Origin of the sequence: Proteiniborus sp. DW1, assembly GCF_900095305.1 — a bacterium.
Lineage (GTDB): Bacteria > Bacillota > Clostridia > Tissierellales > Proteiniboraceae > Proteiniborus.
This window is the reverse complement of sequence record NZ_FMDO01000048.1, coordinates 13371-27850: the sequence shown is the minus strand read 5'-3', so window position 1 is coordinate 27850 and position 14480 is coordinate 13371. Positions and strand designations below refer to the sequence as shown.

The window sequence follows — 14480 nt, the reverse complement described above, 5'->3', positions numbered from 1 at the left end:
AGGAGTAAAATGGCAAAGGAACTTTTGGAAAGGAAGGATGTAGACCAAAGGCTTACATGGGACTTAAGTGGAATTTTTGAGACAGAAGAAGAATTTGAACAGGCTATAAAAGAAGCACAAGATATAGCCAATGAAATTGAAAAGGAGTTTAAGGGAAAATTAAACAGCCCAACTACTATTAATAACTGCTTAGATAAATTAAGAAGCCTGTATCAACTAATTAACCTAACAAGCTCCTATTCTTATTTAGGACTTGCAGTAGATCAAACAAATGTTGAAAATCAAACTAGGCAAATGAAGCTTTCTAATATTACTGCAGGTATAAGCAGCCAAATATCCTTCGTTGAATCTGAAATAATGGAAGCAGATGAAAAGGTAATTGAGGAAGCTATAGGAGGCTCTAAGGAAAATGCAGGTTACCTTAAGGAAATAATAAGGGGGAAAGAATATGCCCTCCATCCAGAGGTGGAAAAGGCTTTGTCTGCCCTATCTAGTACCCTAGGGGCACCCTATCAGATTTATAATAGGGCCAAGTTGGCAGATATGGACTTTGGTACTTTTACAGTAGATGGAAAGGAATATCCCTTATCCTTTGTATTATTTGAAGGCCAATGGGAATATGAGCCTAATACTGAAATAAGAAGGGCAGCCTTTGAAGCTTTTTCAAAAAAATTAAGAGAATACCAACATACCATAGCTACTGTTTATCAAACTCAAGTACAAAAAGAAAAGACCTTAGCTACTTTAAGAGGCTTTGACTCTGTAATAGATAGTCTCTTATTCCCCCAAAAGGTAGATAGAGACTTATATAATAGGCAAATTGACATAATTATGGAGCATTTAGCTCCCCATATGAGGAAGTATGCAAGGTTAATTCAAAGAATACACAATTTAGATGAAATGACCTTTGCAGATTTAAAATTAGATATAGATCCAGATTTTGAGCCTAAAATATCAGTGGAAGAATCCAAGGAATATATTGAAGAAGCCCTATCTGTCTTAGGAGAAGATTATCTGGAAGTAGTAAAAAGAGCCTATGATGAAAGATGGATAGACTTTGTTCAAAACAAGGGTAAGTCTACAGGAGCCTTCTGTTCAAGTCCATATGGTAGTCACCCATATATATTAATATCTTGGACAGAAAGAATGAGAGAAGTCTTTGTCTTAGCCCATGAACTAGGTCATGCAGGCCATTTTTACTTAGCTCATCAAAATCAGAATATATTTGATACAAGGCCATCCTTGTATTTCATAGAAGCTCCATCTACTATGAATGAAATGTTAATGGCAAATTATCTAATGAAGAATACTGAAGATAAAAGGATGAAAAGATGGGTACTATCCTCCATTATATCCCGTACCTATTATCATAACTTTGTAACCCATTTATTAGAAGCACATTTCCAAAGAGAAGTATATAAGATAATAGATGAAGGTGGTAGTGTTCAAGCTGCTACATTAAATAAATTAAAAAGGGAGACTCTGGAGAAATTCTGGGGTGATACAGTAAAGATTAATGAAGGTGCAGAATTAACCTGGATGAGGCAGCCCCATTATTATATGGGTCTATATCCATATACCTACAGTGCAGGCTTGACAATTGCTACAGAAGTAAGCAAAAGAGTCTTAACTGAAGGACAAAAGGCCTTAGATGATTGGAAGGAAGTCCTAAAGGCAGGAGGTACAAAAACTCCAGTAGAATTGGCACAAATGGCAGGGGTAGATATTACTACAGATAAGCCTTTATTAAATACTATAGACCATATTGGAAACATAATAGATGAGATAATTAAATTAACAGATGAATTAGAATAAAAGTTGAGTGTCTTCACTCAACTTTTTTACTAAAAATTTATCTAAATATGGTATACTTAAGTCAAAGATATGAATATAAAGAGGTGTTGGCTTTGCTAGTTATAGTACTTAAAAACTTAGCAAGTAGGGTAGGAATTATCTTAGTTTTAGCCTTGTTTCTTTCTAAAGTTGGCTTATTTAGGAAATTAGTATCTAAGAGAAATATAAATCTTCAAGATAATATATTTTTATCTATAATCTTCGGCCTTATAGGCATAATAGGTACTTATACTGGGATTCATCTCCAGGGAGCCATAGTTAACTCTAGAGTTATAGGAGTTTTTGTTGGTGGGCTATTAGGTGGACCCTTAGTAGGTTTTCTATCTGGTATTATAGCAGGTGGACATAGATTTCTTATAGATATTGGAGGATTTACTGCTTTAGCCTGTAGTTTGTCTACATTAACTGAAGGGGTTATGGCTGGCCTATTAAAGAGAAAGTTTGAAAATAGCCCTTATAAAATTAGCTTTGCCCTAATAAGTGGGGCCTTTGCAGAAGTAATTCAGATGATAATAATCTTATTGGTAGCTAAACCCTTTCCAGCAGCTGTAGAATTAGTTAAGGTTATTGGAATTCCAATGATTGTTGCCAATGGCATAGGGATTGCAGTATTTATGGCTATTACGGATAGTATTTTTAAGGAGATTGAGAATGAAGCAGTATATCAAGCCCAGCTAGCCCTTAAGATTGCAGATAGGACCTTAGCATATTTTAGAAAGGGCTTCAATGAAGATACTGCTAGGGATACTGCCCATATAATTAAGATTATGACAAATATTGAGGCTGTAGCCTTTACAGATACAGAACAAATACTAGCCCATGTTGGTATTGGAGAAGACCATCATTTACCTGGTAGTATTATAAAGACTAATCTTACTAGAGAGGCCCTGCAAAGTAAAAAATATATAGTAGCTAATACCGAGGAAGAAATAGGCTGTGACTTTCATTATTGTCCTTTAAAATCAGCTATTATTGTACCTATTAAAGAAGAAGACAAGATTATAGGAACATTAAAATTATATAAAAGCAAAGAAAATTCAATAACTAAGGTGGAAACAGAATTAGCCCTTGGCCTAGCACAAATTTTTTCAACTCAGATAGAACTTAGCAAAATTGACTATCAGAGAGAATTATTGGCTAGGTCTGAATTAAAAGCTTTACAAGCTCAAATAAACCCCCATTTTCTCTTTAATGCCATCAATACAATAGTAAATCTAACTAGGACAAAGCCAGATGAAGCTAGAAAGTTACTATTACATTTGGGACATTACTTCAGAAAGAATTTTGATCAAAATATAGATGAAGTAGACCTATATCAGGAAATAGAGCATATTAATTCCTATATAGAAATTGAAAAGGCTAGATTTGGAGATAAGTTAGAAATAGAATTTGATATAGAGGAAGGCATAGACTGTAAATTGCCTCCATTAATTCTACAACCCCTAGTGGAAAATGCCATTAAACATGGAGTCTTAGGAAAAATAGAGGGAGGCAAGGTAGAGATAATAGCTAGGGAAAATGGAATAGGAACTGAGCTTATAGTAAGGGATAATGGAGTTGGTATACCTAGGGATAAATTAGAATGTTTATTTGAGGATGGATGTACAAAGGAAGGCATTGGGCTTAAAAATGTAAATGAAAGATTAATAAATAAATATGGCTCAGAATATGGATTAAGGCTAGAATCAGAAGTTGACAGGGGGACTATTGCAACTATGGTAATTCCTAAATATTAAAGGGGGGAATTATATGTTAAAATGCTTAATAGTAGACGATGAACAGCCAGCCCGTGAAGAAATTTTATATATTCTAAAAGAAATAGGTAGCGTGGAAGTAATAGGTGAAGCTTCTCATGGCATGGAGGCTTTGGAATTAATAGAAAAATTAAAGCCTGATGTGGTATTTTTAGATATTCAGATGCCTCAAATGAGTGGAATAGAAGTGGCTAAGAAGCTGTTGGATAAAAATTATAATTTAATGGTAATCTTTGTTACAGCCTATGATCAATTTGCCCTAGAGGCCTTTGAAGTAAATGCCATAGATTATCTCCTAAAGCCCATATGTGAAGATAGGCTGAAAAGGACAATTCAAAAAATAATATCTATGAAAGAAGACAGGGAAGGCTTAAGCTATGATAAATTAAGTCGACTAATTAAAGATATGAGTTCAACTAAGTCTTCCACTCCCTGGATTTCTGTATACCATAATAATAAGCTTATACCCATTGAAACTGAGGATATTATCTATGCAACTATAGAAGACAAAAATACGGTAATCTTTACTAATAAGGGAAAATTTGAAACCAATTATACCTTAAATGATTTAATGGATAAGTTGGACCCTCATACTTTCTTTAGGTCTCATAAGTCTTATATAGTAAATTTAAAATACATTGAATCTATAGAGCCATGGTTTCATTCTACCTATAACATCAATTTAAAATCTGTTAAGGATACCATTCCTGTAAGCAGGTCTTGTTCTAAAAAATTTAGGGAGATAATGAATATAGAATAAATGCAAGATATCTCTATTAAATGCATTTCAGGTATGAAATTATACATCTTATCCAAAAACCTTCATGTATATATTCATTTTAATATAGAATTAAGGTGAATATATATAAAGGAGGTTTTTTTATGACTCAATTTATTATCGGAATTATTGTACTTATAGTGGGTTACTTTGTTTACGGAAAAATAGTAGACAAAACCTTTGGGGCAGACGACAGCATAGAAACACCAGCGACAAGATTAGAAGATGGTGTTGACTTCGTTCCAATGAGCTGGCCAAAAATCTTCCTAATCCAATTCCTTAACATAGCAGGATTAGGGCCTATATTTGGTGCTGTTCAAGGGGCTCTATTTGGACCAGTAGCCTTTATATGGATTGCCTTAGGATCCATATTTGCAGGTGGAGTTCATGACTATTTATCAGGTATGCTTTCCCTAAGGCACGATGGACAAAGTATATCTGAAATAGTAGGTATCTACTTAGGAGAAGGTGCAAGGAAAGTAATGAGAGTCTTTTCCGTTATATTACTTGTTTTAGTAGGTACCGTATTTATGCAAGGGCCTGCAGGACTATTGGCAAACTTGAAACTATTTGGAGTAGCTAGTGTAAATGTATGGTTAGGCATCATACTTGCATATTATTTCTTAGCAACTATATTACCAATAGACAAGATAATAGGTAGAATATATCCATTATTTGGTTCAGCTTTACTAATAATGGGTGTAGGTATAGGTGGCAAATTAATAATAGATGGTTACCAATTACCAGCCTTTACATTATCAAATCTACATCCTGGAGGATTACCAATCTGGGCAATTCTATTTACAACAATAGCTTGTGGTGCTATTTCTGGCTTCCATGCTACCCAATCACCAATGATGGCAAGATGTTTAACTAAGGAAAGCTATGGTAGAAGAGTATTCTACGGTTCCATGATAGCAGAAGGTATCATAGCTATGATCTGGGCTGCAGCAGCCATGGCCTTCTTCAATGGAACTACAGGCTTACAAGAAGCTTTTGGTAGCTTAGGTGGAGCAGGTGGAGTAGTTAACAAGATTTCTATTGAACTATTAGGACCTATAGGTGGAGTATTAGCTATGCTAGGAGTTATAGTATGTCCTATTACTTCAGGAGATACTGCTTTCAGATCAGCAAGACTTACCATAGCAGACGCTATGAAGTATGATCAAGGACCTATAAAGAAGAGATTAACATTGGCCCTTCCTCTATTTGTAGTAGGATTTGGTTTAACAAGAATAGATTTCAATATAGTTTGGAGATATTTCGCATGGTCTAATCAAACCTTAGCCATGATAGCTCTTTGGGCAGGAGCTGCATACCTAGTTAAGCATGGTAAGAACCACTGGATAGCCAGTGTTCCAGCGACTTTCATGACTGCAGTATCTATAACTTATCTAGCCCAAGCACCAGAAGGATTTAGACTACCAACTACTATTGCTTATCCAATAGGATTAATTGCAGCAATAGGAGCTATAGCCTTCTTCCTAGTAAAAATAAAAGGACAAAAAGAAGCAAGCGCATAGAAAACAAGCCAGAATTATTTCTGGCTTGTTTATATTTACAAACAATTACATATAATATATATTATTATTAATAGAAATCTATTAGAAAAGGAGTAAATATAATGGACTTAGTATATAGAGGAAAAACTAAAGATGTATACAAATTAGAAAATGGAAATTACTTATTAAAATTTAAAGATGATGTAACGGGAACAGATGGAGTATTTGACCCAGGAGCCAATACAGTTGGCTTAAGTATAGAAGGAGCAGGAAAGGCTGGACTAAGGCTTACAAAATTTTTCTTTGAAAAATTAAACGATATGAATATTCCAACCCACTATGTAGATGCAGACATAGAAAATAATTCTAAGGTAGACAGGGGGACGTTTCGAATGTCTTGTGCTAAGGAGTATAAATAAGTGAGATGTTTTTCTAGATGATGAGGATAAAGAATACTTTAAAAAAGTTCCTATGAAAGCTAAAGAATCTGGAAAATTTAAAGTCTATGGTTATTGTCTTATGGATAATCATGTGCATATATTACATATATTAATTAAAGAAAATGAAAAACTAGCAACGAGCATCAAAGGTATGGTAGTAAGGTATGCTAGTTGGAATAGCAATAAATGTGAAAGGAAAAGCCATTTGTATCAAAATAGGTATAAGAGTGAACTTGTTGAGACAGAAGGCTATTTAATAAAAGTATTAATAAACATTCATTGAAATTCAGTTTAAACTGGGAAAGATAATCAAACCAGAAGATTATATATAGAGTAGCTATGTGCAGCATTTAAACGAATATCAAGGACATAGTTCTTTTACTGATACAGAGTTAGTTAGAATATATTTTAAGACAGTAGAAGGTTTTACCGGTCACATGAATACTATCAATAATGATAATGTCTAGAGTATAAAAATAGGGAAAGAAGTAATTAAGAGGAACATAATGCAAGACAGGTTAAACGTCCCCTTGTCATACGCAAATTACTAAATTATGTACTGATAAAGAATTAAAATTTTTAACAAAGGTATCAGCTTTAATTGACTACTACCTACAAGTTCATGGCATTGAAGTTCCAGAATGGATTAGAGATAACAAATTAAGGTTCGATAAGCCCTATTATCATTCAAGGAGAATAAGTGATTTCGAAAAATTGAAGTTACAATATATATATCCCTCTCCTTTTAGAGCAAGGAATGTTTATTTTAATTTAGATGGGCTTGAGAGGGTTTAGATTAATATAACAAGCAAATAAGCTATTTTATGAACAACAGTAGATTTAGGGAAAGAACTTTATATGGAGCCACGTATAGATGTAATAAGCAATTTTTTTTGAAGAGCAAGTGAAGTTATAGCTGAAGTACATACAGCACATAAAGGGAGGATATCGACATGCTGTGGTGAACCTCCTTTTTGTATCTGTTAAATTTTAGTAAAATCAATGGTTAAGAAATATGAGATTTCCTCACTTATTAATACTCAGGAATATGGCATTCATATCCTAATTTTCTTCTCAGTACAAGTTTTATTTCCCCCCTTTTCCCCATATAATAAAATATAATAGGGAGGGGTCCATATATGTCCAAGCGCAATATAAGAGTCATTATAGGATTTCTATGCATATTAGCAGTTCTTCTTATAGGAGACTTTATTATAACTAATATGAATACTTCTAGCACTAAATACAAAGGTGCAAAGCTTGTAGAGACATATAACGAAATAGATGATTTGAGAAAAAGAAATTTATCTATACTTATTGAGATAGATTCAAAATTGCTATATTTAATAGATACAGACACTAACGAAGTAGTAAAGAAGTATGTCGTAGCCACAGGAAAAAAAGAAAGCCCTACTCCCATAGGTAGTTTTAAGATAGTACATAAAGGTATGTGGGGAGAGGGATTTGGGACCAGATGGTTAGGGTTAAATGTACCCTGGGGTACATACGGAATACATGGAACAACTAAGCCTCAATCCATTGGCTTCAATGCTTCTGCAGGCTGTATAAGAATGAATAATAGAGATGTGGAAGAGCTTTATAGTATTGTAAAGCTAGGCACTAGTATAGCCATTGTCGGAGGACCTTATGGTCCCTTTAATCATGGTTTTAGAGTTCTCATGCATGGGGATAGAGGAGCAGATGTACAAGAGGTTCAGAAAAGGCTAAGGCAACTTGGCTACTATCATGGCGCTATTGACGGAATATTTGGTAATGGGCTTAGGTCTGCTATTCTTAAATTCTATGCAGATAATAAATTGCCAAAAAACGATAGAGTAGAACTATGGACATATGAAAGGCTCAATATAGTTTTAATGGATTAGGAACATATTTAGAAATTTGATTAATTAATAACAAGCTGGGTATATAAACAGTGCACAAGCGAAAACCTTATAAATATATATAGATGCTTAGGAGGGAAAATATGTTATCAGAAAAACTAGCAAAAGCATTAAATGATCAAATGAATTTTGAGTATTTATCAGCACATTATTATCTTGCTATGGCAGCATACTTTGAGGATCAGGATTTAAGCGGTTTTGGACATTTCTTTATAGTTCAAGCAGAAGAAGAGAGATTCCATGCTATGAAATTCTATAATTTTATCAATGAGATGGACGAAAGGGCAACTATACAAGCTATAAGTGAACCTCAAAACCAATTCAAATCTTACATTGATGTATTTGAAACTGCTTTAGCTCATGAAAAAGAAGTTACTAAGAGAATTTACAACTTAATGGATATGGCTACTGAAGAGAGAGAACATGCTACTATGAGCTTCTTAAAATGGTTCATAGATGAGCAAGTAGAAGAGGAGTCAAGCATGAAAAATATAATCAAAAGGCTACAAAGAATAGGCAATGACAATCATGCATTATATGCACTAGACCAAGAATTAGCAGCGCGTGTATTTACACCGCCAGCAGAATAATAAACTGTAAATTTTACTTAAGCAAAAAAACAAAGGTAGCCATAAAGTTACCTTTGTTTTTTTATATTCATCATATTATATTATACTATATTATATGGAAGTTTCATTCAATACTATCTACCACTCATATTTCTTTGAGCCATTTCTACTAATCTCTTAGTCATATATCCACCAACATAACCATTTTGTCTAGAAGAAAGATTTCCTTTATCTTGGGCTTCATAGTTGCTTAGACCAAGTTCGTTAGCTATTTCAGTCTTCATTTGATTAAGAGCTTGACGAGCTTCAGGAACTACTATTCTATTATTGTTATTATTGTTAGCCATTGTTATCCTCCCTTCATTGGTTATTTAATGCTTTGTAGTAGTATTATGTGTAATTATGTCTTTAGTAAACCTAGTAAATTTAGTTATAGGTGGGTTACAATGCCAACATTTTGGTAAAGTTTGTAGTTTTAAAAATTAAATTAGCATATAGCCATTTTGATTCCAAACAGCATTAATATAATTCCTCCAAAAAGAGTAGCATATTCATTAAGGAAAAAATTTTTTCGAGCTTTTCTACTGATTATGAGACCTATTGCAGTAAGTAAAGAGCATATAAGTCCTACAACAGAAGAATTTTTCACTATAAGAGTTTCTATATTGAAATCACTAAATAAAGTAAAGCCTATAACTAGAGCATCAATACTTACACACATGCCAAGAAGTACAATTATTATAAAGTTGAAATTATCTAGTCTTTCTTCCTTTGAAAGACCTTCCTTAAACATTAAGATACCAACTAAAAAGACAATGATCCCCCCAAGTCTAGATGATAAGTGAAATATGTACATCTTAAATAGTCCACCAAAGCAACCACCCATTGTGACAAATAAAAATTGAAAAAAGCCAAAAACTACTATTATTACAAGAGCCTTTCTCCTATTTGTTTTTTTGTTAAGACCTATAGAAAATGCAATGCTAAAGGCATCTAATCCTAAAGCAGCAGCAATAATAACCAAGTTATAGAAGTGCATAAAAATCCCCCTAAGTAGTTTTCAACTAAAAGCATATCTACAACTATCATATTAACAATATGATATAAAATATTAATAAATGTTGTAAAAATACCCATACAATATTATAATTATAGCCATAAGAAACAATAAAAGGGAGCAGTTATCGGGAAAACGTTTTACAAGAATATAAAAGCCATATCTAATTATTTGTAACAAGAATTTAGACACTTTAATCTTTAAATGAAAATCTTTACATATAAAACAAAAGAGGGGGAAATAGACTTGGAACAACTAACAATGGGAATCAAAAGCCTTGAATTGGCAAATGTAGGGATGTTTATTGTAGGTGGTATTTTAATATACCTAGCAATAAAAAAGGATTTTGAGCCAATGCTTCTTTTACCTATTGGCTTCGGGGCAATATTAACTAATCTTCCTGTTATCGAGGGTGTACCTAGTATAGCAGGACCAGAGGGCGTACTAGGGATACTAAAAAGTGCAGGTATAACTACTGAACTATTTCCTGCATTAATATTTATTGCAGTAGGGGCAATGATTGATTTTGAGCCACTTTTAAAAATGCCTTCTATGCTTTTCTTTGGAGCTGCTGCTCAGTTTGGAATATTTATGACATTATTATTCGCACTAGGACTTGGCTTTGATATCAATGATGCTGCAGCCATAGGCATTATAGGAGCAGCTGATGGACCAACTTCAATTTTTGTTGCCAATAAGTTTTCGCCTAAATACTTCGGAGCCATATCAGTAGCAGCCTATTCATACATGGCCCTAGTTCCTTTAATTCAGCCACCAGTAATAAAACTATTGACTACAAAAAAGGAAAGAATGATAAGAATGGAATATAGGGATGTAAAGGTTTCTAAGACAGTAAAGATACTTTTCCCTATTTTAGTTACAATTATAGCTGGAATCATAGCGCCTATTAGTGTTACACTAGTTGGATTATTAATGTTTGGAAATCTAATTAGAGAATCAGGAGTTCTAGAAAGGCTTTCAAAATCTGCTCAAAATGAATTAGCAAATCTAGTGACATTGCTTTTAGGTATCACTATTGGTTCTACAATGCATGCCTCAGAATTTTTAAGAAAAGAGACATTGATGATACTAGCACTAGGACTATTTGCCTTCGTATTTGATACAGCGGGCGGAGTTTTATTTGCAAAATTCTTAAACCTATTTGTGAAGAAAAAGTACAACCCTATGGTTGGGGCTGCTGGCATATCAGCCTTTCCTATGTCAGCTAGAGTAATACAAAGACTTGCAAAAGAAGAAGACCCTACAAACTTTGTATTGATGCAGGCTGTAAGTGCAAACGTTGCAGGACAGATAGGTTCTATTATTGCAGGAAGCGTAATAGTTGCACTGCTTTCTAGAGGAGGTTTCTAATATGGGAGAACTTAGACTAGGCTTAGAAATGATGCTATATGGTATAGGAACAACCTTTACAATATTGATCTTATTCTATTTTGTAATAAAAATATTGACGAAAATTTTCCCAGAAAAATAATACATATTCATCCCCTTCTTTAAATATGTTTTAATAAAAAGGGGATGATTTTATGTTATCACCAAGTCTAGAGGATTATTTGGAAGAAGCCTATAGATTAAGTGTAAACAATAAGGAAATAAGGATAAAGGATGTAGCAGAGTGCTTAAATGTCTCTATGCCATCTGTTGTTAAAGGTCTTAGAAAATTAAACAGGTTAGGCTACTTAATATACCAGCCTTATGAAAAAATCGAACTTACTGACAGAGGAAAGATGACAGGATTTTTTTTAGTTGAAAGAAATAAAATATTAAAGGATTTTGTTAGTATGATTGGGTCAGACTGTGACATAAAACAAGAAGCAGAGGCTATGGAGCATTATCTTACCATATCTACCATAAAATCCATAGAAAAGCTGGTGAAGTTTTTTTCTGAAAATGAAAGTATTCTTCAAGAGTTTAGAAAATATCAGATAGAAAGTGTACTAGATAATTGACAAAAGGAATGTTTGCAGGGGGACGAACATTCCTTTTGTCTGTTAAATCAGATGTAAAACAGTAAAAACAGTCTTTATTGTAAAGGTAACTACTATAGCTATGCCTGTAGTTAAGACAAGAGTAAATATTGACCACTTTATGCCATTAGATTCCTTGCGTATAGTTAGTAATGTAGTTGCACAAGGAAAATGTAGCAAAGAGAACAGCATAAAATTCAGTCCAGTCACCCAAGTCCAGCCATTATCTACTAGAAGACTTTTAAGTGCCTGTAGATTATCCAATTCCAGCATAGCATCTTGAGACATATAGCTCATTATCAGTATTGGAAGTACTATTTCATTAGCCGGAAGACCCAATACGAATGCCATTAGTATAAATCCATCTAAGCCTAAGAGCTTTCCAAAGGGTTCTAGAAATCCAGCACATATATTTAATAAACTAGTATCACCTATCATAATATTAGCAAATAGCCAAGTTATAGCACCTGCTGGAGCAGCTACAATTACTGCCCTACCAAGTACAAACAAGGTTCTGTCTAGAAGTGATCTTACAAGAATCTTACCTATTTGAGGTTTCCTGTAAGGAGGTAACTCTAAAGAAAAAGATGATGGAATCCCTTTTAAAAATGTAGAAGAGAGAAGCTTTGATACTACTAGAGTAACTATAATGCCTATGAGTATCATGATAACCACAGATAAAGTTGCTAATATTGAGCTGAAGGCCCCCCTTGCCATACCTAATCCTCCAAAGAAGATTGTAGATATAGCTATAAGGGTAGGAAAACGACCATTGCATGGAACGAAATTGTTAGTTATCATGGCTATTAACCTTTCTCTTGGTGAATCTATAATACGACAAGCTACTATTCCAGCAGCATTACAGCCAAAGCCCATACTCATAGTTAGGGCCTGTTTTCCATGGGTTCCTGCCTTCCTAAATGCATTATCTAAATTAAATGCTATTCTAGGTAGATATCCTAGATCTTCTAAAAGCGTAAACAAAGGAAAGAAAATAGCCATTGGAGGAAGCATAACAGCCACTACCCATGCCAAAGTTCTGTACATTCCTAGAATTAGTATTCCATGCAACCAATCAGGTGCACTTAGGTACATAAAAAGACTGCTTAACTTATCTCCAAGTGCAAATAATATGTTAGAGAGCATTTGAGAGGGATAGTTTGCTCCTTCTATAGTTATCCAAAACACTATTCCAAGTAATATCAACATAATAGGATAGCCAGTTAATTTAGAAGTCAGTATATCGTCTAACTTTTTATCCCAATTTACTTTTCTTTTATCATTAACAGTAACTACTGAGTTGGCTATTTCTTCAGCTTTTTCATATATTGTTGCAACTATACTATCACCAAGGAGCTCGCTACAATCAGTTTTTATAGATATGAGCTTTTCAAAATTGTAAGTAGATATATTAGGCTTATTATCCATACTTTACACCTCAGCTTTCATGGAAATATCTATAGCTATAATCTCTTGTATGGATTTTAATATATTACTATCACCGTCAATGAGCCTTAGGGCAATCCATCTGGAATTATAATTTTCTTTTACGTATTCAGGAAGTATGTCTATTATTTCTGAAACTAAGGACTCAATTCTATCATTATAAGTTATCCTAAAAGGCTTTAGATGTATTTTCCCCTCCACTATTCTATCTATTGTTTCCTTTAGCTTATCTACTCCAGTTCCATCTCGTGCAGTCATTGGGATTACAGGTATTTTTAACTCCCTTTCTAGTTTTGAAGTATCTATTTTAATACCTTTTCTAGTGGCTTCATCAATTAAATTAATACAGAGTATTACATTATCTGTTAATTCCATTATTTGAAGGGCAAGGTTTAGATTTCGTTCGAGACAGGTAGCATCTGCAATAACTATTGTAAGCTTAGGATTTCCAAAGCATATGAAATCCCTAGCCACTTCTTCCTCTTGAGAGTTGGCAAGTATGGAATATGTTCCAGGTAAATCAACTAATAAATAATCTTTATCTTTGTATTTAAAACTACCTTGAGCATTAGTGACAGTTTTTCCAGGCCAATTTCCAGTATGTTGGTTAAGTCCTGTGAGATAGTTAAATAGTGTGCTTTTTCCTGTGTTAGGATTACCTGCAAGGGCAATTACTATCTGCTCCTCATTTTTTTTACTTAAGTTAAATCTATCTTTTAGAAGTGATATTCCGCTAGATTGACTAGTAAGACCCATTATTTCCTCCTGAAAAACCTATATTTTTACTTATAGAGGCTTTACTACTATATTTTGTGCCTCTTCTTTTCTCAAAGCTATTATAGAGCCTCTTATATTAAAGGCTATAGGATTTCCTGATGGACTTAGTCTTTCAACAGAAACAAGAGAATTAGGTGTAAGTCCTAAATCAAGAAATCTCCTCCTGGATATGCCACTATTTAAAATTTTTTTGATTCTTGCCGTTTTCCCAACAGGTAGTTGATGTAATAATATATTGTCATGGCTTAATTGATTGAATCTTATTGAAACACTATTACAATTTTCCACTTTCATACCCCCAATTTTACAGTTATGTATTAGCCTTGGCTAACATTACTAAAAAGTTAGCCGTGGCTAATGTTTGCAATGAAATATTGTTTCATCAAGCCATATTCTTTTTTACTCTGATATTTTCAT

The 14480-nt window shown here is 33.6% G+C and carries 14 protein-coding genes and 2 pseudogenes; 11 read left to right on the top strand and 5 right to left on the bottom strand.

Going from position 1 to position 14480, the window contains the following annotated elements; translation table 11 throughout:
* The 8 genes and pseudogenes from pepF to DW1_RS12255 form a co-directional block, all read left to right on the top strand.
* A partial coding sequence (pepF, locus tag DW1_RS12295) for an oligoendopeptidase F (RefSeq protein WP_347499763.1) occupies nucleotides 1–1815 on the top strand: 1815 nt, incomplete at its 5' end.
* A 92-nt stretch (nucleotides 1816–1907) separates the two neighbouring features.
* Nucleotides 1908–3590 (top strand): sensor histidine kinase, encoded by a 1683-nt coding sequence (locus DW1_RS12290; RefSeq protein ID WP_200800526.1) that lies wholly within the window; start codon nucleotides 1908–1910, stop codon nucleotides 3588–3590.
* Nucleotides 3591–3603: 13 nt separating this feature from the next.
* Nucleotides 3604–4368, top strand: coding sequence for a LytR/AlgR family response regulator transcription factor (locus tag DW1_RS12285; RefSeq protein ID WP_074350919.1), 765 nt, complete (start codon nucleotides 3604–3606; stop codon nucleotides 4366–4368).
* A gap of 122 nt (nucleotides 4369–4490) precedes the next feature.
* Nucleotides 4491–5909, top strand: coding sequence for a carbon starvation CstA family protein (locus tag DW1_RS12280; protein WP_074350918.1), 1419 nt, complete (start codon nucleotides 4491–4493; stop codon nucleotides 5907–5909).
* A 101-nt stretch (nucleotides 5910–6010) separates the two neighbouring features.
* Nucleotides 6011–6247 (top strand): annotated as a pseudogene (locus DW1_RS12275) (phosphoribosylaminoimidazolesuccinocarboxamide synthase); the annotation flags it as partial.
* An 85-nt stretch (nucleotides 6248–6332) separates the two neighbouring features.
* Nucleotides 6333–6611 (top strand): annotated as a pseudogene (locus DW1_RS12270) (transposase); the annotation flags it as partial.
* A gap of 856 nt (nucleotides 6612–7467) precedes the next feature.
* On the top strand, nucleotides 7468–8211 hold the full coding sequence (locus DW1_RS12260) for a L,D-transpeptidase family protein (protein ID WP_074350916.1): 744 nt from the start codon (nucleotides 7468–7470) through the stop codon (nucleotides 8209–8211).
* Between the two features lie 101 nt (nucleotides 8212–8312).
* Nucleotides 8313–8819 (top strand): ferritin, encoded by a 507-nt coding sequence (locus DW1_RS12255; protein ID WP_074350915.1) that lies wholly within the window; start codon nucleotides 8313–8315, stop codon nucleotides 8817–8819.
* A gap of 113 nt (nucleotides 8820–8932) precedes the next feature.
* On the opposite strand, the gene DW1_RS12250 is transcribed toward DW1_RS12255, so the two are convergent.
* Both DW1_RS12250 and DW1_RS12245 read right to left on the bottom strand, forming a co-directional pair.
* Nucleotides 8933–9145, bottom strand: a complete 213-nt coding sequence (locus DW1_RS12250; RefSeq protein ID WP_074350914.1) for an alpha/beta-type small acid-soluble spore protein — start codon at nucleotides 9143–9145, stop codon at nucleotides 8933–8935.
* A 140-nt stretch (nucleotides 9146–9285) separates the two neighbouring features.
* Nucleotides 9286–9837, bottom strand: a complete 552-nt coding sequence (locus DW1_RS12245; protein ID WP_074350913.1) for a manganese efflux pump MntP — start codon at nucleotides 9835–9837, stop codon at nucleotides 9286–9288.
* A 264-nt stretch (nucleotides 9838–10101) separates the two neighbouring features.
* Here DW1_RS12245 and DW1_RS12240 point away from each other — a divergent pair, with 264 nt between their 5' ends.
* Genes DW1_RS12240 through DW1_RS12230 form a run of 3 tightly spaced genes read left to right on the top strand, consistent with a single transcriptional unit; the run spans nucleotide 10102 to nucleotide 11822 of the window.
* The gene (locus DW1_RS12240; RefSeq protein ID WP_074350912.1) at nucleotides 10102–11226 is read left to right on the top strand and encodes a sodium ion-translocating decarboxylase subunit beta; all 1125 of its coding nucleotides are present in this window, start codon (nucleotides 10102–10104) and stop codon (nucleotides 11224–11226) included.
* 1 nt (nucleotide 11227) lies between these two features.
* Nucleotides 11228–11347: an OadG family protein gene (locus tag DW1_RS12235; RefSeq protein ID WP_083605674.1), complete on the top strand. Its 120-nt coding sequence runs from the start codon at nucleotides 11228–11230 to the stop codon at nucleotides 11345–11347.
* Nucleotides 11348–11399: 52 nt separating this feature from the next.
* Nucleotides 11400–11822, top strand: coding sequence for a metal-dependent transcriptional regulator (locus DW1_RS12230; protein WP_074350911.1), 423 nt, complete (start codon nucleotides 11400–11402; stop codon nucleotides 11820–11822).
* 42 nt (nucleotides 11823–11864) lie between these two features.
* Here DW1_RS12230 and DW1_RS16030 read toward each other — a convergent pair whose 3' ends face one another.
* Genes DW1_RS16030 through DW1_RS12215 form a run of 3 tightly spaced genes read right to left on the bottom strand, consistent with a single transcriptional unit; the run spans nucleotide 11865 to nucleotide 14351 of the window.
* Nucleotides 11865–13268 carry a nucleoside recognition domain-containing protein gene (locus DW1_RS16030; RefSeq protein ID WP_074350910.1) on the bottom strand — a complete coding sequence of 468 codons (1404 nt, stop codon included), beginning with the start codon at nucleotides 13266–13268 and terminating at the stop codon, nucleotides 11865–11867.
* Between the two features lie 3 nt (nucleotides 13269–13271).
* Nucleotides 13272–14042 carry a FeoB small GTPase domain-containing protein gene (locus DW1_RS16025; protein WP_074350909.1) on the bottom strand — a complete coding sequence of 257 codons (771 nt, stop codon included), beginning with the start codon at nucleotides 14040–14042 and terminating at the stop codon, nucleotides 13272–13274.
* 30 nt (nucleotides 14043–14072) lie between these two features.
* Entirely contained in the window at nucleotides 14073–14351 is a 279-nt protein-coding gene (locus DW1_RS12215) for a FeoA family protein (protein ID WP_242942497.1), read from the bottom strand.
* Nucleotides 14352–14480 lie beyond the last annotated feature (129 nt).